The organism is Haloimpatiens lingqiaonensis, from assembly GCF_901447495.1.
Classification (GTDB): domain Bacteria; phylum Bacillota; class Clostridia; order Clostridiales; family Clostridiaceae; genus Haloimpatiens; species Haloimpatiens lingqiaonensis.
The window spans coordinates 28,565-50,098 of sequence record NZ_CABDWS010000009.1 but is presented as its reverse complement, the minus strand read 5'-3'; the positions used below and the strand labels follow the sequence as shown (position 1 = coordinate 50,098).

Below are 21,534 nucleotides of genomic sequence, written 5' to 3'. Positions count from 1 at the left end.
TCATATCTCCTCCAATTCCCAGCTGATAGATAATAAGTTATTGTATAAGTTTCTATTAGGTAGAAGTGAACTGTATAAAACTCCTTTTTCTAATCTTGAGTCAAATGCTCCTTCTTCTATTAGTTCAGGCTCTGATATGCTGACTTTATTATAATAATCATAAGTTCCGTCTTTGTTTTTATCAAAATCAGTACTCCATGCTATCCACTCATTATCATACAAATATTTACTACTGTTATCTGGTAAAAACTCTTCAATTATTCCTACTACTTCTATGTCAATATTTAAGTCCATAGTTCTTGTATAGCTATTAAAGATTTGACTAAAATCATCTTCAGTGTAGCTTATTATAAAATCTTTTTTATCTGGCTCTAAACTTTTAAATAAATAGTTTTCATTATACTTATATTTAGAAAACTTTATATAAAACAAATTATATAAGAAACTATAAATTACTTCTGCCCTCGGAATACTAGCACTAAGTCCACCTTCTAAGTCTCTACCTTCAATAGTTACTTGAAGATTCCCTTTTTCAATAACAAAACTTCCATTAGTTACTTCCAATTCAACCATAAAGGTATGATCTCCTGCAGTAACCTGTGGCATAGGAAGGGGAAGTCCTATAACATTGTCACCCTTAGCTAATTTTTGAATAGGCTTAAAATCATAATATACTCCATCAAGAGAAAATAATATCTTTATGGAGCAATCCTCACTTGCCTTACCTGTCATGGTAATATTACAGTTTAAATTTGTATCTGCTTTTGCAGTAATTCCAAACACCATGGCAGCAAATTTAGTTGTAGTAACATTTATAACTTCAGTATTTTTCTTAATTATCATGCTGCTTAAGGTTCCAGTTATGGCACTATTAATTTCATCTAATAGTCTAGATGTATCTATTTTTTCTATTATAGTATTTAGTGGGTCTCCTAATTCTATTTTAGTGTTTATAGGATTTATTAAATCTACTTTCTTTTTTATTACTCTAAGTTCTGTAGTAAATCCTAGCCTTTCGTTTTTTACCTTTACAATATCTCCAACATCTACTTCTGTAAGGCACTTAAAATCCTTATATTCTTCTATCTTACTTAATTCTAAAAAATCAATAGTAATAAATATCTTAGGAAGAGATACTTTTTCAGCATATTCCTTTGCTTTAACTCTTAGTGTGTCAACATCCTTACATTCTTTAAATTCAACTTTTTTAACTATAGGAAAAGGTAAAATATCAGCCTTATCTCCTAAAACTTCAATATATCTTTCAGAAAGTAATAGTCCATTTGCACCAACTGGATATATTTTTGTAGCCATTTCACTGGTATCTTCTATGACTTTCATTCCTCTAATGTTTTTACCGTATTTAATTAATATTCCTTTATCAGTGCCTACCTTATCTTTAATAAGTGCCTTATAATTATCTCTGTATATCTCGCCACCATAAACTTCAATTAGCCTATACATTGCATCTGCTGCATTAATTTCCTTTGCAATAAATGGTGCAATACCACCTTCAGGTGCTGTAAAGTCATATACAGCTTGAAGTTCAGGGGGGATTGTTCCTTCTAAAGCTTCCTTAGTATTAGCATTTAAAATCCTCACAGATTCTATAAAATAATAGGCAAGATCATAAAAAATATGTCTTGCCCACACTTTAATTTTACTTATCTTATCTTGAATTCTTTCAACCTTATATATTCTAAAAAGCTGGCCATCGGCTTTAATAATATTTAATTCCTCCAAGTATTGAGCCTTATGAGATACTACTGGATACTCAATTTCCAAACTGTATTCTCCATTTAGTTCATGAGTAATTTCGGCCATTATGCATTCATCTAAAACACAAAGTCCGTTATTTTCAAAGTTTCCTTTCCCTGTTTTCTTATCATAAATAGTAATCATTATAGCCACCTCCAGTTTGGGAGGATTTCAATTTTACTTACGTTACCAGTCCATTCAACCCTATTAGAGCCAGGATTTAGATATATAAATTCACCTTTTACTTTATTATTTAAATTCTCTCCTAAATCATTATAAGAGTCTTGAATTACTGAATTAAGTATAATCTTATCTTTTATATTAGTTAAATTAACCTTAGTTTCATTTACTGTTAATTCAATATTTCCTTCACCATATACCGATATTATAGGCTGACTTTTTATACTTCCTACATTTATTATGGATGAACCTGACTCTGCAATTGTAAATACATTATTATAAGTTGCATATTTAAAGGGCCTACAATTAAATATTATTATAAATTCAGAAAAAATCTTAACTACTTGAGAAAAATCAATACTATTAACCACTTGTGCTCTATACTTTTTATCATCTTGGAAGCTAAATATTAAGTCACTCTCTCCCGCTGAAAATAGCCATGCTTTAATATCATCTATTTTATCTATCAAATTACCATCTTTGATTTTACACTCTACTCCTATGGTTGTATTCTCATAAGTTTCCTCATCATAAACTAAACTTGAATCTCTTCCTGGAATGTCTATATATGAAGTTCTTCTTTTAGGGGAGGAAAGATTGGGTCTTTTAGATATTATTATTCCATAGTCTTTATAACTATCCTTTCCTGCAAAGTTAAAGCTAATCACTAAATACCACCCCTTCCCATAGCAACTCTTTGTCTGTAGAACTCTAATTCATAAGCAAGTTGTTCTATATCCTTATCTGTATTATTGTTGAAGTTATCTATGTGGATTGTAAGGCTTGTATTACTAGAGTTAGGATTTCCTTTTCCACTTACCATTTCCATAGACTTTTCATTACTGAATACCTTTGACCCTCGAGGTAGTTCTATAAGCTCTGGTCCTTTTTCACCAACCCAGGTAAGTCCACCTCTCCAATAATCTGTACCTTGAGCATTTTTTCCTATGTTCTTTACTTTATTTCCAACGGTTTCAAATACTTCTCTTATCCTAGTAGTGAATGTCGCTTCTTTATTTTCTACTCTTTGGTTATTCCAATCCCTAATTTTATCTAATCCACTTTGGATGCCTTCTTTTATCCTATTAAAAGCTCCTTTAACTTTCTCTGCCATATCATTAAATTTACCACCTGTAATGGTGTTCATTGCATTTAAACCAGTTTCCCACACTAATTTATATCCATCCATATAGGTTCCAAGAATACCCTTAATTCCGCCACCATTCTCATCAATCTTATCCTTTATGAAACCCCAAGAGGTGGAAGTGTTAGTTTTTAAGTTCTCCCAGGTTTCTGAAGTTTTGGTCTTTACACTATCCCACTTTTCAGAAATACTTGAGTTAATGTTATTTAGTGTATCTGATGTGTTGGTTTTAATAGTTTCCCATTTATCTGAAATAGTAGTTTTTATATTATCCCAGGACTCAGATGTATTAGTTTTTATAGTGTCCCAAGTTTCTGATGTATTAGCCTTTATATTTTCCCAATCTTCAGAAATACCAGTTTTAATATTTGTAAGAGTCTCGCTGGTATTAGTCTTAATATCATCCCATTTTTCAGATACAGTAATCTTTACATTTTCCCAAGTTTCAGATGTGTTTTCCTTTATATCATTCCATTTTTCGGAGATAGTTTCTTTTAACAATCCTGCTTTTTCTTTGATGGTATCCCAATTCATATAAAGTGTGACACCAATCCCAATGATAGCTGTAATAGCTGCAATGGCAATTCCAATAGGGCCTGTTAAAGCTGCCATAGCACCACCCGCCCCTGCAACAGCTGTTGATATGGTGGAAAAGGCAGTTATTGCACTGCCTACTACAGTTATTATCTTCCCAAAGATAAGAAGGGCTGGGCCAATTGCAGCAACAAGTAATCCAAGCTTAACTATAGTTTCTTGTTGAGCAGGGGAGAGGCTATTAAGTTTATCAATAAAACCTTGAATAGCTTCTATAATATTAGCTATAGAAGGTTTTAAAACATCATAGATTTTAAGCCCTAATTCTTCTATGGCAGATTTAAGTGCTGTTAAAGATCCTTTATTATTATCCTGCATAGTTTTTGCAACATCTTCTAGTGCTCCATCGGATTCTTTAATACTAGCGGTTAAATCATCATAACTATCATCTAACCCATTAAGAAGTGCATTTAAATCTTTAACATGTTCCTTTCCACCAATCATAGCAAGATAGGTGTTTCTTTGCTCCTCTGTCATTCCAGCTAATTTATCTTTTAAATCAAATAACACATTTTCTAATCCCTTAAAGTTTCCTTCACTATCAAAGGCAGAAAAAGAAAGTTCTTCAAGTGCCTGTTTTGCCCGACCAGTTGGTGCTGTAAGGTTTGTCATTACAGCATTAAGTGCCGTTCCAGCTTCCGAGCCTTTGATACCAGAGTTGGCTAATAGTCCAAGAGCCAAGGCAGATTCCTCAAGAGGAACTCCAAGGCCTCTTAAAGTACCTCCAACTTTTAGATATGCTTCAGCCATTTGGTCTATATCTGTATTTGAACTTCGTGCTGTCTGTGCAACTATATCAAGATATCTTGGAAGGTCTTTCGTAGTTAATCCCATGGCGGACATAGAGTCAGTAACTAAACTACTAGCCTTTGCAAGATCTATATTTCCTGCTTCAGATAAACGAAGAACTGGCATTAAGGCTTCCATTGAAGTTGTACTATCCCATCCTGCTAGAGCCATAAAGCCTAAAGCATCAGCAGCATCCTTTGCAGATTTAGATGTACTTGCACCAGCATCTCTTGCAGCTTGTTGAAGTAAAACCATTTCTTCACCTGTTGCTCCAGACATTGCCTTAACCTTGCTCATAGATTCTTCAAAATCCATACCAATTTTTATAGCTGCGGCTCCAATTCCTGTAATTGGCAAGGTGACAGTTTTGGTTAAATCTTTACCTACACTTTCCATTCCTTTACCAATATCCTGCATCTTATTTCCTATGGGCTCTAAGGCTTGACCTAGTTTATACCAAGAGCTAGATTGGGTTTCTATTTCTTTATTTACATTCTTTAAATCCTGCTCCGTGGAGCTTAACTTTGCCTTTGCATTATTAAGTTTAATTTCCAAGTCTTGAGTTGCCTTTGCATCTTGACCCTTTGTTTCTACTGATTTTTTATGGGCCGCATCCAAGGCTTCAACTCTTTGTTTTTGTATATCAGTTTGCTTAGTTAAACTATCTGATTTTAATTTAAGTCCTTCTAATCCTTTACCATGTTCTCCAAGGGCAGCAGTAGATGCTTTGAACTGAGAGTCTAAAACTCTTATTTCCCTATTTAAACTTGCTATTCCATTTTGGAAACCACTGCTATCTAGACCTATCTTTACATTTAAACTTCCTATTTCCCTTGCCAATTTTTCACCTCCTGGCATAAAAAATACACCTATTATAGGTGTTATAAAATATCATCTATATATTTTCTTTCTTTTTGAACTTTCTTATCTAGTAGCTTTAAATAATAAATTATATCCATGGAATCTATATCATTAAGTGTCCAATTATTCTCAAGAAGGGAAATGTAGATACTGTCGATAAATTCTTCTGGGTCTACTGAATTTCCCTTACTTCGTTTTTTTCATCTACCCCAGTAGCAACAGCTACTTCACCTACAATTTCATTTATACATTTTGTTATTGTAGGTATTAATTCTTTAGAGGCTACGCCATCATATACATCATCACGAGTAAATTGGCCCTTAAATATTTCTACAATAAAATCAACCATAGTGTCTAATTCTTCAGGGGACATATCATTAAAATTTACTTTCTTTGATATTTCAAGAGTTCTTCTTAGCATTCGAGCTGAGATAAAATTAGAAACAAAGGTTTTTTCTTTATCGTTTATTAAAAGTTTAATCTCCATAAAAATTCTCCTTTTATTCTAGTATTTTTGTACCTTGAAATGTAAGAAGGGCAAGGGATAAATTTACCTTAGCCTTATCCACATCTCTTTGAGTAGCATTATTATTATTTGCTACTATTTGTGCATCATCTATTGCATTACTAAAGACTTCATAAGCTTCTTCTGGATATTTTCCAATTTCAGTTCCAATATTTGCTGTTTCCAATACATTTTGTGCAACTCCTATTGCTGATAATAGTTCGGATTTATCAGCAGGGGAGAGGGGAGGGCTATCAATTGGAACTTCACTAAACCATGAATTTGTTCCTGTAAATTCTAAACTATCTTCATCTGCAGTCCTTTTCCAATCCCCATCATAATTTCTAGGCATAAAGGTAAACTTAATAACAGGTGTTTTATGTTCCACATTATCCTTTTTTGTAGTAAAATCTTCACCCATGGGTTGTGCTACACCTTTAAGTAGCCACACATATCTGTATTTTCCACCTTTTCTAAGGGATTTAAATCCAAGTGCAAGGTAGGGAGGAGTATCATCTTTATTCTCGATCAAGATTCCATTCTCATATTTATTTCCAAGTACCTTGGCCCTAGTTTTAAGTGGAAGATCTGCTGTTTCAATTTCAACTTCTATTTTCCCAAGGGCGGATATTGACTCCCATAATTGATCATCAGCATATAATTCCTGTGTATTAACATTTGGGTTTATCTTTGCATTAATTGCACCTAAAATTTCTTCAACATCATAGTAACTAATTTCAGATTTAGTATCTCTTTCAAGTATTGCAAAATGTATATCTTTTAATCCATATTGGCTCATTTTTCGACCTCCTTTAAAAATCTCATTACTTTATGGTAAACCTTAGTATCTTTTTCATATAAATCAAAGTATCTTTGTTTTATAAAATTGGCTGCTAGCATACTTTGGTGTACTTCTTTTGCTAAATTAGTATAGTCTGTTTTAGACCATATATCTATTTGAATAAAATATCCTGTGATAATCTCCTTATCATCAGAGTGGAGAGTAGGCCTATCTAAATATGTGAAAAAGGTGATATAAGGATATTTTTCAGACTTTGATGTTTGAAAGGATACTGGTACTTTAATTCCATTAAGTGCAGTTATTATTTCATTATTTATGTTCATAGTCCTAATCCTTTCTTGATTTCTTCTACAATTACTTTTTCAGCTTCTTCTTTTGAATTTTCATAACCTCTACTTATAAATGGATTTGCATTCATATTAGTAGTTCCAAATTCTAAGAAAGCAGCATAATACTCATCTTTACCTGGTCCAACTTCTACTTTTTTTACACCATCCTTGGATTTCACATTAGATACAGTAATATTTTCTTTTAACTTTCCTGTTTTCACGGGTACTTCTTTTATTATGGATTCTTTAACTATATTTCCAGCTTCCTTTAAAGCAGTGTTTTCAATTCTAGATCCTTTTTGACCTAGTTTATCTATTTCATTTAATAGATTTTCCATTCCCTCTAATTTCATATTAGCCACTTAAATCAACCTCCATGGCTTTTATTTCAATAAATTTATTTCTGTATTTAATATTGTCTATGGATGTAATATTGTAATATTTATCTTTAAATGATATTCTCATAGCTGTGTCAATTCCAGGAAGATACCTAATAGTGAATTTAACTGTATTTTCCATTTGAATAGCTGCAGCATCAAAATATTCTCTTCCATGAAGATTAGAAACTCCTGCCCATACTGTTTTAAAAGGGATCCATTCTTCAACTTCAAAGCCATTTTCATTAACAGTTAACTTTAATTCTTGAAGGGTTATTCTTTTGTTTAAAGAACCTATTTCCATAGAATCACCAGCTTTCCTTACGAAGATTACCAAGAATTAGTTTCATAATCTCAATGGTTTCAGAAATATTACCACTTTCATTTTTCATATAGTAGTAGGAGCCTTCTCTTTTTTCATACATATTAGCAATGCAGTAGAGAATAGCTTGTTTTACCAACTTTGGAAATTCTTCAAATTCAGATAGGGGAAACCTTAGTATTTCCTCACAGATTTCCTCTGCTGTAAGAATAAAAGAAGTGATGAGTGTATCTTCCTCATCACTATCTATTTTTAAATATAGTTTTGCTTCATCTAAAGTTATTACCATACACCCATCACCTCGTCATTATTTCATTTCCATTAGTCCTGCGTACTTTAGTTTTTGAAGTAAAGAATTAAAGTCAGCCTTTAAATCGGCAATGGTAGTAGCTGTACTTTCCTCTTGAAATTCGGCCCTAATTAAGGGTTTGCCATTTAAAAGAAATACTCCTTCTTCAGTTATTTCAAGTATTCCATTAACAACCCATTTTTCACTGCCTTGTTCTTTGTAGTTCTTTACGTTACCCATATTTATCACCTAAGCTTTCATTTGTAATACTTTTATAGCTTCAGGAAGAATCAATTTTCCATCAACTCTCTGGCTTGCTTTAAATCCAATTTGTCCTGTTACAGCATAAAGCTCATTAAGTCTTTGGAAGGATCTACCTTGTCTATCTGCTATCCAGTAATATGAAAAGTCTCCAAAAGCTATAGGTTTTGCACCTGCTGCTAAACCAGGAACATAAGAGGATGTTTTAACTGGTCTATTAAGAATTGTATCTGGTTCGCCTGCAGTGATAGAAGGTTGCCAGATATATTGACCATTTCCATCTTTAAGTTTTCTAATTTCCTTCACAGTAGAATCATTCATTATGAAAGTGGCTTTTTTCCTATATGGAGATTTTAAGGAATAGAATAAATCTATTACCTCATCAATTTTAATGGTTGATTGAGTGGATGCTGTTGTTCCTACACCTGCACCACCTGTATCATTGAATATTCCAGTAGGTCTACCTGTTCCATTTCCAATTAAAAATGCTTCTTCTTCAGCTGAACCAATCCTTCTAGCGAACTCTTTAGCAATGTATGATTCTAAATTAAATACACTGTCATTTAGAAGTTCTTCTGATATTTTAATTATTGTTGCTAATTTAAAAGCACCTATTGAAATTTGTCCAAAACTATCGTCAGACTCTGGAATTGGTGCTTCTTCATCTACCCACGATGCATTACCTTTTGAAGCTACTACTGGAATTTTCCTATCTCCTGAGGATGTGTTAATTATTGTAGCTAGTGTCCTAAATATATTTTCTTCTAATAAGCCTTCAACTAAAGTTTTTTCAAATTCATCTGGTACTAAATATCCACCTTCGCTATCTGTTCCAATTTTAAGAGAATTTCTTATCTCAGGTGTAGAGTTATTTCTCATGGTGTTCCAGAAAGCTTTTTTATACTCATCAGAAGCTCGGCCTTTCTTTTCTTCTCCAATAGTGTTATTTGGAGTGTTGAAGAGTGGGGAAGAGGTAGGTTTAGAAAGTTCTAAATCAAGTACCGCTTGTCTTTCAAGTCTTTCTATTTCCTTACCTAAATCTACCACATCTTGTTCCATTCTTTCATAGGTAGCTGTATCTTCAGCTGAAAGAAGGCCATTTTCATTTCTTCTTGAATCTAAAAAAGCCTTGGTAGATTCCCAAAGCTTCGCTCTTTTTTCTCTTAGTTCTATTATTTTATTCAAATTAATCCCTCCATTTATTTTATTAGATTTAATCTTTTACTTAATTCTTCATAGGGAGTACCATTACTAAGTGGTGGATCTTCCTTTTTAGGAAACTTATTAATTAGTGTGTTTATTACCGTTACCCTGTCGAATATAAAGTTATTATTTATTAATGTATTTTCTATTTGTTCTTCATATAAAACCTTATCTGCAAAGCCAAGTTCAACAGCTTTATTTGAACTCATCCAGGTTTCATTATCCATCATTTTAGATATCTTATTTCTTGGTAGATTTGTCTTTACTTCATAGGCATTTATAATACTTTCCTTAACTTCAGATAGCATTTCTTTTGCCTTTATCATATCTGCTTCTTCGCCCCAAATAAGAGTGGAGGGGTTATGAATCATAAGCATGGCAACAGGGGACATTAAAATTTCATCTCCCGCCATGGCAATAACTGAAGCAGCAGAGGCAGCTAAACCATCAATTTTTACAGTAACTTTTCCTTTATATTCTTTTAGCATATTGTAGATTTGGCTGGCAGCAAAAACATCGCCTCCTGGAGAGTTGATCCATACAGAAATATCACCATCAGATTCCATTAATTCAGCTTTAAATTTTTTAGGAGTTATATCATCATCAAACCAACTATCCTGTACAATATATCCATCGAAATATAAGGTTCTTTCTCCTTCTTCATTTTTAATCCAGTTCCAAAATTTCTTTATTTTCATCACCTCCAGTATATTCTTTTACAAATGCACCGACATCTTTAAGTTTAAGCATATTACCATTAACCATATATGTGTTTCCGCCTTCTTCAGAAGGGATAGGATTCAAGTTTTCTAATCTTCTAATATCATTTGGAGACATGAAACCATTCTGTATTCCTATAGAATAACCCCTCATTCTTGATTCATAATCTCCACGAAGAAGACCCTCAACTACAAAGCTTACAAAGTATTTCTTTTTTTCCTCATCAGTAAATAAAGACTTATTAATAGATTGCTCAATTCTAACTAGCCAAGGTCGAATTGTATGAACTACAAAGCTTATAGATTGATGTTCAATATTTGAAAATGTAGCCCTCTCTAAATCACCAACCAAGTGAGGAGGGACTCTAAATATCCTACATATTTCTTCTGTTTGGTATTTTCTTGTTTCTAAAAACTGTGCCTGTTCTGGAGGAATACCAATAGGGGAAAATTTCATACCTTCCTCTAAAACTGCGACTCTATGGGCATTGGATGTTCCTTGATATACAGAGTTCCAACTATCCCTAATCCTCTGTGGGTCTTTTACAATTCCAGGATGCTCTAGCACTCCGCCTGGATTTGCACCGTTAGCAAAGAACTTAGCACCATATTCTTCAGTAGCTATTGCCATTCCTATTGCATTCTTTGCCATGGCGATAGGGGAGTAGCCAATAAGGCCATCAAAGCCAAGGCCTGGTATGTGAAGGACTTCTTCTTTTCTCAAAATATAGTCATGACCTTCTTTGTTATATACATAGTAGATTTCCCCTTTTTCACTTCTACTTACAGTCATTTTATCTGGAAGCAGGGGATAGATAGCTATGATTTTTCCTCTACCATCTCTAATTATTTGTGAATAGGAATTTCCCCATAATAAAAGATGACCCATGAGTGTTTCTCTAAACACAAATGAAGTCATCTCAGGATTGGGGGAAGAAGATAGTAGGGGATAGAGTGGATGATCCATTGCTTTTTCCTTTCCATTTTCAGTATTAATATAAGTGTGGAGTGGGAGGGAGGCTATGGTTTCAGCCAGTATCCTAACACAGGCATATACAGCTGTGGTTTGCATAGCTGTTCTTTCGTTTACTGTTTTCCCACTACTAGTAGAGCCAAAGAAGAAACTGTAAGTAGAACCGAATAAGCTATTCTTTGGTTCAGCCCTTGATTTAAATAATCTTGAAAATATATTTATATGATCACCTCCTAAAATTGGGCATGAAAAAAGCACCTCGGCTTTTGAGATGCTTTATAGTGTTTTATTTTCTTAAGTTATGTCGCATAATATAAATGTATAACATAACTATAATAAAATTTCTGCTTATATAATTTAGTGGTTGTTAATTAATTGTACTCTCTCGGAATAGGAATACCAAATCTTTCACATAAAAGTTTCACATCATGTATATCATTTTCATCATGCTCATAGCCCAAGTGAAATAGCACTTGATTTTCAGCGTCAATGCACTTTACCTCTTTATTACCTATTTCCCCAATACCACTAAACACATTTGGTGGATATTCTTCTCCTTCAAAAACAATGTATCCCTGTTCATTAAATTTGAATATATGAAGATCAATTATCCTACCTTTAGTATCCTTCCAAACCGTGTGTGATTCTGTTGTATATGATTCAACAATTTTAACAAAGCCTTTTTTCTTTAATATACTAATAAACTTTTTGCCGTCGCTTTCCTCCACAAATAAATCAATATCATTGTGTGCTCTAGTTTCTTCTTTCAATAGGGCATCTACACCCCAACCACCATCTATCCAAATACTAATTTCATTTTCTTCGGCCCATGTTATTATTTCAATAGCGTCAGTTTTATTCACCATATAATCACTCCGTTCAAATTACAATTTATTAAAAATTGTTACGCATATTATCACTTATGTGTAACTACTAATATTGCTAAGATAAGTATACCAAGTTTAAAAATTCAACCTAACTATAACTTTACTTAGATTTCACGTTTTAAATTTACTAATTCTTTTAATTTTAAATTATACTGCTCATCTAATTCAGTTTTTCTCTCTTCATTTTCTTCAGTTGAAATCTCGCCAATCAAAGAAGAAATTTGATTTTCTAATATCATTATCTTTTCCTTAATATTTTTTTCCCTGATATTTAGTTTCTGCTTGTTTTTATTTCTTATATATTCATCGTAATTTCCCATAAAATGTTTTATTTTATTATTCTCTATTATTAATAATTCTTCAGCTATGTTTTTAATAAATCTTATATCATGAGATACTAATAGTATTGTGCCATCATAATCTTTAAGCAAATTTTCTATTACTTCTAAGCTGTTTATATCTAGATAGTTTGTTGGCTCATCTAGTATTAACAAATTTATATCCTCCAAAATCATTTTAGCAAATGAAACTTTTACTCTTTCCCCTCCACTTAAAATCTTTAATTTTTCATAAACCTTATTACCTTTTATCAGCAATCTAGCTAAAATTAGTCGTGCCAACTTTTCATCATGAATACTTTTTTCCATTACGTTTTCTAATATGGTCTTTTCTTCATCTAAAATATCCATGGATTGACTGAAGTAACCTATTCTAACATTTTTACTTATGTCTATGCCTTCCTCATTTAATATCATATTGATTAAGGTAGTTTTCCCGCTACCATTTGGCCCTAGGAGAGCAACTTTTTTACCATTATTAATATTAAAATCTGCGTTATCAAATATTACTTTTTTCCCATAAGATTTATTAAGGTTATTTCCTGATATTAATAGTTTACTATGGGGTTTAGTAGATTCTAATATGCTTATTTTAATTAGCTCTTGCTCTACAGGTCTTTCTTTTTTTTCTAAGTGCTCTATCCTTTTTGCTACTGACTTTGCAAACTTATCTAGATTTGCTTTATTAGTCTGCCCGCCCATCTTATGGAGTCGTGCCTCGGAATTGCCCATTCTACTTGGCGTGGTTTTTACTTTAGCAGATTTATTCTCTACATCCCTTTTAAGATTAGTAAGTCTACTTTTCTCCTTAATAAATTCCTTGTATTCAAATTCCTTTCTCGTATCTTCCATTTCTTTTAACTCAAGATACTTACTATAATTCCCATTATAAATTTTACATTTACCATTTTCTATTTCTAATATTTTGTTACATACTGTATCTAAAAAATTTCTATCATGTGATACTACTAAAAGGGTCCCTTTATATGCTTTGAAGTTATTTACAACTAAATTGATTCCGTCAATATCCAAATTATTTGTTGGTTCATCTACCAACAGCAAATTGCAAGTACTTTCAAATCCCTCTGCTAATTTGAATCTAGTTTTTTCTCCTCCACTCATATTGCTGTCCCACTTGTTTTCAACTTGAAATATAGAGGCGTATTTCCCGCTTATTATTTTTCTGTTTGGTTCCCCTAATTGTGGAATATATTTGATATCCACATTCTTATTTAAAAACAATTCACCACTCTCGTAATCAATGTTTTTATTAATAATCTCTAATAATGTAGTTTTTCCTGCTCCATTTACACCTATTATTCCAATCCTATCATTTTCATATATCTTTAAATCTTCAATGTCTAAAAGTAATCTAGTCCCATAATATTTTTTTATTTTTTTCATATTAATTTTTAACATAAAAAATCCTCCTTTTAAAACAGAGAGGATAGTATATCTATAGACAAACTATAAAATTATACATAAATGCACCATTTAAACAAACTATCCACTCATACTAAAAATAGACACAAATATATCAGGTTGAAATTTTTAAGCCCAATATATTTTGTTTTCTTTATATAGTCATGGATTATTTTTTCATTATTTCTATAGTTCATCCTTTCATTATATTATTATCTAAAGAAAATAATAAAGTAGTCATATACTCTAATACTTTCTAGCAAATCCAGTATAGCATATTATTTGCAAGATTAAAAGACCAATATCCCTCTTTCATCATATACACTACCTGTGCTTACACCGTCATTTCTCAAAGCCCTATCAAGTGCCATTATAGTGGCAACAGCACCGTCAATTTTCTCACTAGACTTTTCTTTATCAGGCTTTATATTGCCAGCAGGATCAGTCCTAACAAATATATTATCCATCATCCATCTAAGAACAGGATGGCCCCCATGAGCAAATTTTTCTTCTAAAGTAAGTTTCATTAATTCTTTGGTTGGAGGACTCATATCTTTAAAACCTTGACCGAATGGTACTACTGTAAAACCCATACCCTCAAGGTTCTGTGTCATTTGAATAGCTCCCCAGCGGTCAAAAGCTATCTCTCTAATATTGTAGTCCATACCTAATTCTTCAATAAAGTTTTCAATAAAGCCGTAGTGAACAACATTACCCTCAGTAGTTTTTATATAGCCTTGCCTCTCCCATAAATCATAGTTAACATGATCTCGTCTAACTCTAAGATCGATATTTTCTTCTGGTATCCAGAAGTAGGGGAGGATGCTATATTTATCATCTTCATCAATAGGTGGAAATACTAAAACAAAGGCTGTAATATCCGTAGAAGAAGAGAGGTCAAGTCCACCATAGCAAACCCTGCCTTTTAAATCTTCTGGATCTACTTCAAAAGCACAGGCATCCCACTTATCCATAGGCATCCAACGAATAGCCTGTTTTACCCATTGGTTTAATCTTAACTGTCTGAAGCTATTTTCTTCTGCAGGGTTTTGCCTTGCAGACTCAAAGGCAGCTTTAACCTTATCCATAGTAACAGTTATTCCAAGGGAAGGATTAGCTTTTTTCCAAACCTTAGGGTCTGTCCAATCATCATCCATATCAGCACCATAAATAACAGGGTAGAAGGTCGGGTCAGTTTTTCTACCTTCAAGTAAATCTACAGCTTTTTGATGGACTTCCCAGCAGATACTATTTTGATTATCTCCAGCAGTAGTTATTAAAAAATAAAGTGGTTGAGTTCTTGCATCGCCACTTCCTTTGGTCATAACATCGTAAAGTTTTCTATTTGGTTGAGTGTGAAGTTCATCAAATACAACACCATGTGTATTAAATCCGTGTTTATTTTTAACATCAGCAGAGAGGACTTGATATACGCTTCCTGTAGGCTGATAGATTAATCTTTTCATAGAATCTAAAATCTTGACTCTTTTGGCTAGAGGAGGACACATTCGGACCATATCAGCTGCAACATTGAAAACAATAGAAGCTTGATTTCTATCAGCAGCACAGCCATAAACCTCAGCCCGTTGCTCGCCATCCCCACAGGTAAGAAGGAGAGCAATAGCTGCAGCTAATTCAGATTTTCCCATTTTCTTTGGAATTTCAACATAGGCTGTATTAAATTGGCGATATCCATTAGGTTTTATAGCTCCAAAAATATCCCTTATAATTTGTTCTTGCCAGTCTATTAATTCAAAGGGCTTTCCTGCCCATCTACCTTTAGTATGAGTAAGTGCTTGAATAAATGAAACAGCATAATCAGCGGCATCTTCATCATAGACTGAATCCTTGGCCATGAATTTAGTAGGTTTATAATCTTTTAGTTTTCTAATTAGTGCCGCCTCCTTTCTATAAGTAAAAAGAAGCCCGAAGGCTTCTTATAAAATTCTGTTTAACTTTTTTATTTCCCTATTCCTTTAAAGTTGTAATTTCCTTTTCTAACTTCTTCAATTTCTTTATCTCTGGCTTTTTTGTAACTTTTATCCCTTGTTTCTTTCTCTTTACATTCCATACAGATGCAATCCTCATTAAACATAGACATTATTCTTCCACCTTTTAAATCTTTTCTACACCTATCACAATATTTCTGACTAAAAAATTTATCCATCAAAACCGCTTCCTTTCTTTATCTTGGTAGGGTAATTGTACCAATAGCTCTATATAAAAGCCTTACAGGGCAAGCTGTGGGCCTAGATTTTAATTATTTTTGCTTATCTTAATTGCTTCTTCAATATATTTAAAATTAAATCTAAATTCTTCATAACCTTCCTTCACAATTTCTAGATAGTAGTCACTTGGAAGGTTTAAGTTTATTCTATCTTTAATTTTATCCGTCATAATATATACCATGGCTTTTACTAATTCACCTGTTTCAAGTTCTACTGGTATATCTTTCTTGTAATAAAAGTTAGGGTAACCTTCATATCTATCCAGTGATAGTTCATCACTAGGATTTATATCCCAAACAACAACGGGTACTCTAGAGCCTGCTGCAGCTTCTATGGTTAGGTAAGCATTATGCGGTGTACCTTTAAATAAAAGTTTGTAATCTTTTAATATCCCCATTCCATAAACCTTAGCAGTAGGACACCTGTATTTCATCTGCTCCACATTGAGATTTGAACCATAAGCTACATATAACCTTTTATCCATTCTTTATCATCCTTTCACTCGCCACAGTTTCGCCTGTGTAGGCTTTTTGTTTTAGGTTGGTACATTTATACCCTTCTACCAGCTTAAGAGGGGTTTCCCCCTCTGTGGTTTTAGGCTAGTTCTTGAAACCTCCAGGCTGCACTTCCTTCTAGGTGCTTTACTAAATGTTCCCTTGGGTTTTTGAAGTCTTCCCCGATAAATCCTATTCTGTTAAGCCAGGTTCTCATGGCGAACTTTGGGTTTTCTATCTGTGGCTTTTTGCTACTGGCACTCTTTTGGGTTAAGGCTTGGTTGTTCATGGCTAGGGCTAAAAGGATGTAGGTTCTAATTTTTCCTGCGTGAAGGGTTCCGTTGAAACCCCTAAGCTCTACTGTTCCTACCCCGTTGAAAAAGCTGTGTAGGTTTAGGAAATGGTAGCGACTGTCATGGTAATGTCTACCCCTACTTGAGTAGTAGCCTTCGTACCAAATGTCCTCGATTTCTTTAAAGGTGGTAGGTTTTTTCTTGTTCATTCTTTCAACTAGCTTTTCGTCTAGGGCTTTACAATATCTCATTCTGCTTGGTTCTATCTGTAGGCTTGAGTAAAGCAGGTCGTTCCTTGAGTAGATAATGTTTACAAAGTTTCTGAGGCTTCTTGGGGTGTGGTCGGCTCCATTTAGGTGAATGTGTATTCCTGCGGAGCTGTTTGCAAATCCTCCAGCCTTCCTAATTTTCCTTACTAGTTCCTGTAAACTCTCTATGTCTTTTTCGTAGGTTAAGATTGGGCTAACTATTTCTACACTGTATTCTCTTCCTGCTGCAACCTTTTGGCCATTTGCTTTTCTTTGGCATCTTAGGCTTCCGTCATAAACTACCTGCCAAGTTCTTCCGTCTGGTGTAGTAACCTTGTAGTTTCCGCTATCATTTCTAATGGTTCCTTCTAAATGTTCAGCTATAACTTTTGCAGCCTTTTCCCTTGTTATTCCTGTAAGTTCAATTTCAATTCCAAAGTTCCTTGTAAGCATTGGTTTTTTCCCCTTCCTGTGTGTTTTTTGTTACATACATATATCACTCTGAAAGGGATAAATAGCAAGTACTATTTTCAAAAGAAACACAGTATTTTACACTATTTCAACATATTCAGAAATAATGGCTAGGGCCTCCATATAAGACCCAGATTCCATTATTCTTTTTATCATTTCATCGGCTTCTTCTTTTAAATTTGCTCTTATTAAAGTTTTATAAGCGATCCCCATAAGATTAAAAACATTTCCATTCTCACCAATTAATTTGCATTTAGGTTTATTCATGGCTTTCACCTACATTTCTAAAGGCAGAGTTACCATTGAGATTTTGTAGTAATTCTTTTCTGGTTTCTTTATATTCATCACCAATCATTCCAAGTCTCATAAGCCAGGTTCTAAAAGCATATTTTTCATTATCTGTTTCAGTTGGTTTTGAAGAAGCATATTTTAATTCCTTTGATTTCTCATTTAATAGTCCAAAGAATAGGGTGGCAGCTCTAACTAAATCTGTGTTTATTGTAAAAATAATATTTTCATCATCTATTTTAATATTTTGACTTACAAGATTATCTTCAAATTCCTCTATGGTTTCAGCTGCATTTAGTTTTTCTACTGTTTCTTTTTCCACTAGGTTTTTATCGAGTTGAAATGATTGTTTAATAAGAGTTTGTTTGCTATAAATCATATTAATTAAAGTCTTTAATGTATTCTCACTATGACCTTCTAAAGGGATGGTTATTTCAACAGTTGTAGTTTCTTCTTCAGCTGAATCCAATATTTCTTCAAGTTTCAATTCATCACCTGCCTTTGTTAGAATTCTCCCTTCTCTGTCTACTATAAATTCCCCGACTTGGTAGTTAAAGCTTGGTACTCCTAGATATTTTGGTTTTACTCCTAAGTGTTCACCTAGGATTTTAACTAATTCTTTTCTATCCACTCTAATCCCTCCAAATAATGTAGTTGTACCATATATCACTCAAAGGGATGTAAATAGCAAGTTATATTTAAATATTGGCCGAGGTAATGTTTGAAAGCCTTATTTAAAGGGCACACAGGGCAAACTGTGGCCTTATATAATGATTAATCTATTGAAATATCAGCATATTTAATCTTCTTTCCATTTCTGATTAAATAAACTTCTTCATGGGAGCCGACTTGCTCAATATATCTTTTAACAATTACATCTGTATATTTTTCATCAAGTTCAATTGTATAGCAAATTCTATCTGTTTGCTCACAGGCAATAAGTGTACTTCCAGAACCTCCAAAGGGGTCAAGGACAATACAATTAGTCAAACTTGAGTTTAAAATAGGGTAGGCTATAAGTGCCACTGGCTTCATAGTTGGATGGTCTTTGTTTCTTTTGGGCTTTTCAAATTCCCAAATGGTGGTCTGCTTTCTATCGGAGTACCAGTTATGCTTACCTTTCTTTTTCCAGCCAAAGAGAACTGGTTCGTGCTGCCATTGGTAAGGAGAGCGACCTAAAACCAAAGACTGCTTTTTCCATATACAAGTTCCAGAAAGATAAAAGCCAGAATCGGAGAATGCCTTTCTAAAATTTAAGCCTTCAGTATCTGCATGGAATACATAAATAGAAGCATCTTTTGCCATAACACTTTCCATACCTTGAAAGGAAGCAAGCAGAAAGTTGTAAAAGGCATCGTTCTCCATATTGTCATTTTTAATTTTTCCAGCAGTACCTTCATAATTAACATTATAGGGTGGGTCTGTAACTGTTAGGTTTGCTAATTTCCCATCCATTAAGCTTTCATAGGTTTCTCTTTTAGTGGAATCTTCACAGATAAGCCTATTCCTACCAAGAAGCCATAAATCACCAAGCTTTGAAATAGCGGGCTTTTTAAGTTCCTCTTCTACATCAAAATTATCCTCTTTAATATTATCCTTTAGAGAATCTTTAAAAAGATCATCAAGTTCAGCAGGGTCAAAGCCAGTAAGGGAGACATCAAAATCTACTCCTTGTAAATCTTCAATTAAAAGCATTAATTTATCCTTATCCCAATCACCGCTTACTTTATTAAGAGCAATATTTAATGCCTTTTCATTTTCTGCATCTATATCTACTACAACACAATCTATTTCAGTTTTGCCAAGCTCCACTAATATTTTAAATCTCTGATGACCACCTATGATATTTCCAGTTCTTTTATTCCACAGAACTGGTTCAACATACCCAAAGGTAAGAATAGAGTTTTTTAATTTTTCATATTCAGGGTCTCCAGGCTTTAAATCTTTCCTTGGATTATATGGAGCAGGATTAAGTTTATCAACCTTAATTTTTTCTATCTGCATATTTTTCCACCGCCTTTTTTAACTCATTGTATTTATCAACATTTTCCCAAGGGAATAAGGGGCTATTGAAATGTCCATAAGTGGAAGTATCAGAATAATGTACATCCCTAAGCCTTAGGTTTTCAATAATTGCTGCAGGTTTTAAATTAAATACTTCCTTTGCAGCAAGAGCTAATATTTCATCAGAGACAATACCAGTTCCAAATGTATTTATAGAAAATGCTACTGGATTTGCTTTCCCAATGGCATAAGAAAGAGCGACTTCACATTTATCTGCAAAATCGCTCCATATTATATGTTTCGCTATATATCTAGCCATATAAGCACCACTTCTATCAACTTTGGTTGGATCTTTCCCGCAAAGAGCACCGCCACCGTGGGAGGCAAGTCCTCCGTAGGTATCAACCATTAGCTTTCTTCCTGTTAAACCTGTATCAGAAGTAGGACCACCAATAACAAATCTGCCAGATGGGTTTATGAATATTTCAGTATCATCATCAAAAGAAAAATCTTCAAAAGCAGGGTAGAGGACAAGATTTAAAATTTCTTTTTTTAATTCCTCATAGGATTTATCTTTATGATGGTGGATAGATATTATTATTGTTTTTACCCTTACTGGTTTATCCCTATCATATTCTACAGTAACTTGAGCTTTACCATCTGGAAAGATTCCTTTTATTAATTTATCCTTTCTTGATTTATCAAGCCTTTTAGTAATCCTATGAGATAAGACAAGAGGGAGGGGAAGCATCTCTTTCGTTTCATTTGTAGCATAGCCATACATAGTCCCTTGATCCCCAGCACCAATCAAGCTATATGGATCCTTTTCGCCATTTCTTATTTCAAGGGCATTATCTACTCCAGCAGCAATATCAGCACTCTGATTATTTAAAAATACATAAATTGAAAACTTACGAGGGTTATATCCTACATCTTTTAAAGTTCGTCTAACAATGTATTTAATATCTAGTTTTTCGCTACAGGTGATTTCGCCCGCCACGATTATCTTCCCTTTTGTTGCCATTACTTCACAGGCTACCCTAGAGGATTTATCTTTTCTAAAAGCTGCATCTAAAATATTATCAGCGATTAAATCGCATAGCTTATCAGGATGACCAATACATACACTTTCAGCTGTTAACTGTTTTTTCATTTTATACCTCCAATTATTTATTATTTCTAGCAGTAAGAAGCCTTTCCATAACATTATCTTGAGGATTTGCCCCAGAATATTCGGCTAGAGAATTTTCCTTTACAATCTGGAATATTTCAAGCCATAATCTATTAGTTTGGGCCATATAGTTTTGTCCCATAGCAACATATGGACTTTGAATAGCATTTCCAGTTGTGGGATGCTTTGCTAGAAATCCAAATTCAGTTATAGCTTCCTCGCATTGAATCCATCTAGCTACACTCATGGCATACCTTTCTAAAAGCTGAGGGGAGACAAGGGAGGAGCAACCTCTTTCATGCAGCCATGTCCATGTATCTCTAAAAACTTCACCAGCAACTAAGGTTTTACCATCCTTTTGAACAGCCTCCAGCATCTTATTTGGTTCTGGCATTTCTTCACCTTCTAGGTCTGCTGTATTTTTAAATTCCATAACCGTAAGTGCTCTGCCGCCAGGATTTCCTTCAGCGATTTTATCTGCTAGTGGTTTCTTTTTAGCCCCTGATCCAATACGAGCACCACCTCTATTAGTACCGTCTTTTGCCATATATTAAAACACCTCACTTTTTTGCTGCCCTATTACC

At 33.6% G+C, this 21,534-nt stretch carries 24 protein-coding genes; all 24 read right to left on the bottom strand.

The window, feature by feature from the left end:
- The 24 genes from FGK85_RS03240 to FGK85_RS03125 all read right to left on the bottom strand — a co-directional run bounded on the left by FGK85_RS03240 (nucleotide 1) and on the right by FGK85_RS03125 (nucleotide 21,497).
- Entirely contained in the window at nucleotides 1–1,902 is a 1,902-nt protein-coding gene (locus FGK85_RS03240; RefSeq protein ID WP_138203706.1) for a phage tail spike protein, read from the bottom strand.
- A complete protein-coding gene (locus FGK85_RS03235) occupies nucleotides 1,902–2,606 on the bottom strand; it encodes a distal tail protein Dit (RefSeq protein ID WP_138203704.1) in 705 nt (234 codons plus the stop codon). Before FGK85_RS03235 ends, FGK85_RS03240 begins: the two co-directional genes overlap by 1 nt.
- Nucleotides 2,606–5,305: a phage tail tape measure protein gene (locus FGK85_RS03230; RefSeq protein ID WP_171011314.1), complete on the bottom strand. Its 2,700-nt coding sequence runs from the start codon at nucleotides 5,303–5,305 to the stop codon at nucleotides 2,606–2,608. Before FGK85_RS03230 ends, FGK85_RS03235 begins: the two co-directional genes overlap by 1 nt.
- A 193-nt stretch (nucleotides 5,306–5,498) precedes the next feature.
- Nucleotides 5,499–5,813 (bottom strand): phage tail assembly chaperone G, encoded by a 315-nt coding sequence (gene gpG, locus FGK85_RS03225; RefSeq protein ID WP_128753249.1) that lies wholly within the window; start codon nucleotides 5,811–5,813, stop codon nucleotides 5,499–5,501.
- A 13-nt stretch (nucleotides 5,814–5,826) separates the two neighbouring features.
- Nucleotides 5,827–6,630, bottom strand: a complete 804-nt coding sequence (locus FGK85_RS03220) for a major tail protein (protein WP_138203700.1) — start codon at nucleotides 6,628–6,630, stop codon at nucleotides 5,827–5,829.
- Entirely contained in the window at nucleotides 6,627–6,956 is a 330-nt protein-coding gene (locus tag FGK85_RS03215; protein WP_128753247.1) for a hypothetical protein, read from the bottom strand. Before FGK85_RS03215 ends, FGK85_RS03220 begins: the two co-directional genes overlap by 4 nt.
- Nucleotides 6,953–7,315 carry an HK97-gp10 family putative phage morphogenesis protein gene (locus tag FGK85_RS03210; RefSeq protein WP_243122793.1) on the bottom strand — a complete coding sequence of 121 codons (363 nt, stop codon included), beginning with the start codon at nucleotides 7,313–7,315 and terminating at the stop codon, nucleotides 6,953–6,955. The genes FGK85_RS03215 and FGK85_RS03210 overlap by 4 nt, the downstream gene beginning before the upstream one ends.
- 1 nt (nucleotide 7,316) lies before the next feature.
- On the bottom strand, nucleotides 7,317–7,643 hold the full coding sequence (locus FGK85_RS03205; RefSeq protein ID WP_128753245.1) for a phage head closure protein: 327 nt from the start codon (nucleotides 7,641–7,643) through the stop codon (nucleotides 7,317–7,319).
- Between the two features lie 4 nt (nucleotides 7,644–7,647).
- Nucleotides 7,648–7,950: a head-tail connector protein gene (locus FGK85_RS03200; RefSeq protein WP_138203696.1), complete on the bottom strand. Its 303-nt coding sequence runs from the start codon at nucleotides 7,948–7,950 to the stop codon at nucleotides 7,648–7,650.
- An 18-nt stretch (nucleotides 7,951–7,968) separates the two neighbouring features.
- Nucleotides 7,969–8,190 (bottom strand): Head fiber protein, encoded by a 222-nt coding sequence (locus FGK85_RS03195; protein WP_138203694.1) that lies wholly within the window; start codon nucleotides 8,188–8,190, stop codon nucleotides 7,969–7,971.
- 9 nt (nucleotides 8,191–8,199) lie between these two features.
- Nucleotides 8,200–9,396 (bottom strand): phage major capsid protein, encoded by a 1,197-nt coding sequence (locus FGK85_RS03190; protein WP_138203692.1) that lies wholly within the window; start codon nucleotides 9,394–9,396, stop codon nucleotides 8,200–8,202.
- Nucleotides 9,397–9,410: 14 nt separating this feature from the next.
- On the bottom strand, nucleotides 9,411–10,106 hold the full coding sequence (locus FGK85_RS03185) for a head maturation protease, ClpP-related (RefSeq protein WP_138203718.1): 696 nt from the start codon (nucleotides 10,104–10,106) through the stop codon (nucleotides 9,411–9,413).
- Nucleotides 10,081–11,328: a phage portal protein gene (locus tag FGK85_RS03180; protein WP_138203716.1), complete on the bottom strand. Its 1,248-nt coding sequence runs from the start codon at nucleotides 11,326–11,328 to the stop codon at nucleotides 10,081–10,083. The genes FGK85_RS03185 and FGK85_RS03180 overlap by 26 nt, the downstream gene beginning before the upstream one ends.
- Before the next feature lie 149 nt (nucleotides 11,329–11,477).
- Nucleotides 11,478–11,972 (bottom strand): nucleotidyltransferase domain-containing protein, encoded by a 495-nt coding sequence (locus tag FGK85_RS03175; RefSeq protein WP_138203690.1) that lies wholly within the window; start codon nucleotides 11,970–11,972, stop codon nucleotides 11,478–11,480.
- A 125-nt stretch (nucleotides 11,973–12,097) separates the two neighbouring features.
- Nucleotides 12,098–13,750, bottom strand: coding sequence for a ribosomal protection-like ABC-F family protein (gene abc-f / locus FGK85_RS03170; protein ID WP_138203688.1), 1,653 nt, complete (start codon nucleotides 13,748–13,750; stop codon nucleotides 12,098–12,100).
- Between the two features lie 293 nt (nucleotides 13,751–14,043).
- Nucleotides 14,044–15,645, bottom strand: a complete 1,602-nt coding sequence (locus FGK85_RS03165; protein ID WP_138203686.1) for a terminase large subunit — start codon at nucleotides 15,643–15,645, stop codon at nucleotides 14,044–14,046.
- 68 nt (nucleotides 15,646–15,713) lie between these two features.
- The gene (locus FGK85_RS03160; RefSeq protein WP_138203684.1) at nucleotides 15,714–15,920 is read right to left on the bottom strand and encodes a gamma-glutamylcyclotransferase; all 207 of its coding nucleotides are present in this window, start codon (nucleotides 15,918–15,920) and stop codon (nucleotides 15,714–15,716) included.
- A gap of 89 nt (nucleotides 15,921–16,009) precedes the next feature.
- On the bottom strand, nucleotides 16,010–16,465 hold the full coding sequence (locus FGK85_RS03155; protein ID WP_138203682.1) for a gamma-glutamylcyclotransferase family protein: 456 nt from the start codon (nucleotides 16,463–16,465) through the stop codon (nucleotides 16,010–16,012).
- Between the two features lie 110 nt (nucleotides 16,466–16,575).
- Nucleotides 16,576–17,469, bottom strand: coding sequence for an amidoligase family protein (locus FGK85_RS03150; RefSeq protein ID WP_138203680.1), 894 nt, complete (start codon nucleotides 17,467–17,469; stop codon nucleotides 16,576–16,578).
- 96 nt (nucleotides 17,470–17,565) lie between these two features.
- On the bottom strand, nucleotides 17,566–17,754 hold the full coding sequence (locus tag FGK85_RS03145) for a hypothetical protein (RefSeq protein WP_138203678.1): 189 nt from the start codon (nucleotides 17,752–17,754) through the stop codon (nucleotides 17,566–17,568).
- The gene (locus FGK85_RS03140; RefSeq protein ID WP_138203676.1) at nucleotides 17,747–18,406 is read right to left on the bottom strand and encodes a virulence-related protein; all 660 of its coding nucleotides are present in this window, start codon (nucleotides 18,404–18,406) and stop codon (nucleotides 17,747–17,749) included. Before FGK85_RS03140 ends, FGK85_RS03145 begins: the two co-directional genes overlap by 8 nt.
- Nucleotides 18,407–18,549: 143 nt before the next feature.
- Nucleotides 18,550–19,779, bottom strand: coding sequence for a site-specific DNA-methyltransferase (locus tag FGK85_RS03135; protein WP_138203674.1), 1,230 nt, complete (start codon nucleotides 19,777–19,779; stop codon nucleotides 18,550–18,552).
- Nucleotides 19,760–20,932 (bottom strand): methionine adenosyltransferase, encoded by a 1,173-nt coding sequence (gene metK, locus FGK85_RS03130; RefSeq protein ID WP_138203672.1) that lies wholly within the window; start codon nucleotides 20,930–20,932, stop codon nucleotides 19,760–19,762. The genes FGK85_RS03135 and metK overlap by 20 nt, the downstream gene beginning before the upstream one ends.
- 13 nt (nucleotides 20,933–20,945) lie before the next feature.
- Nucleotides 20,946–21,497 (bottom strand): P27 family phage terminase small subunit, encoded by a 552-nt coding sequence (locus tag FGK85_RS03125; RefSeq protein WP_138203670.1) that lies wholly within the window; start codon nucleotides 21,495–21,497, stop codon nucleotides 20,946–20,948.
- Nucleotides 21,498–21,534 lie beyond the last annotated feature (37 nt).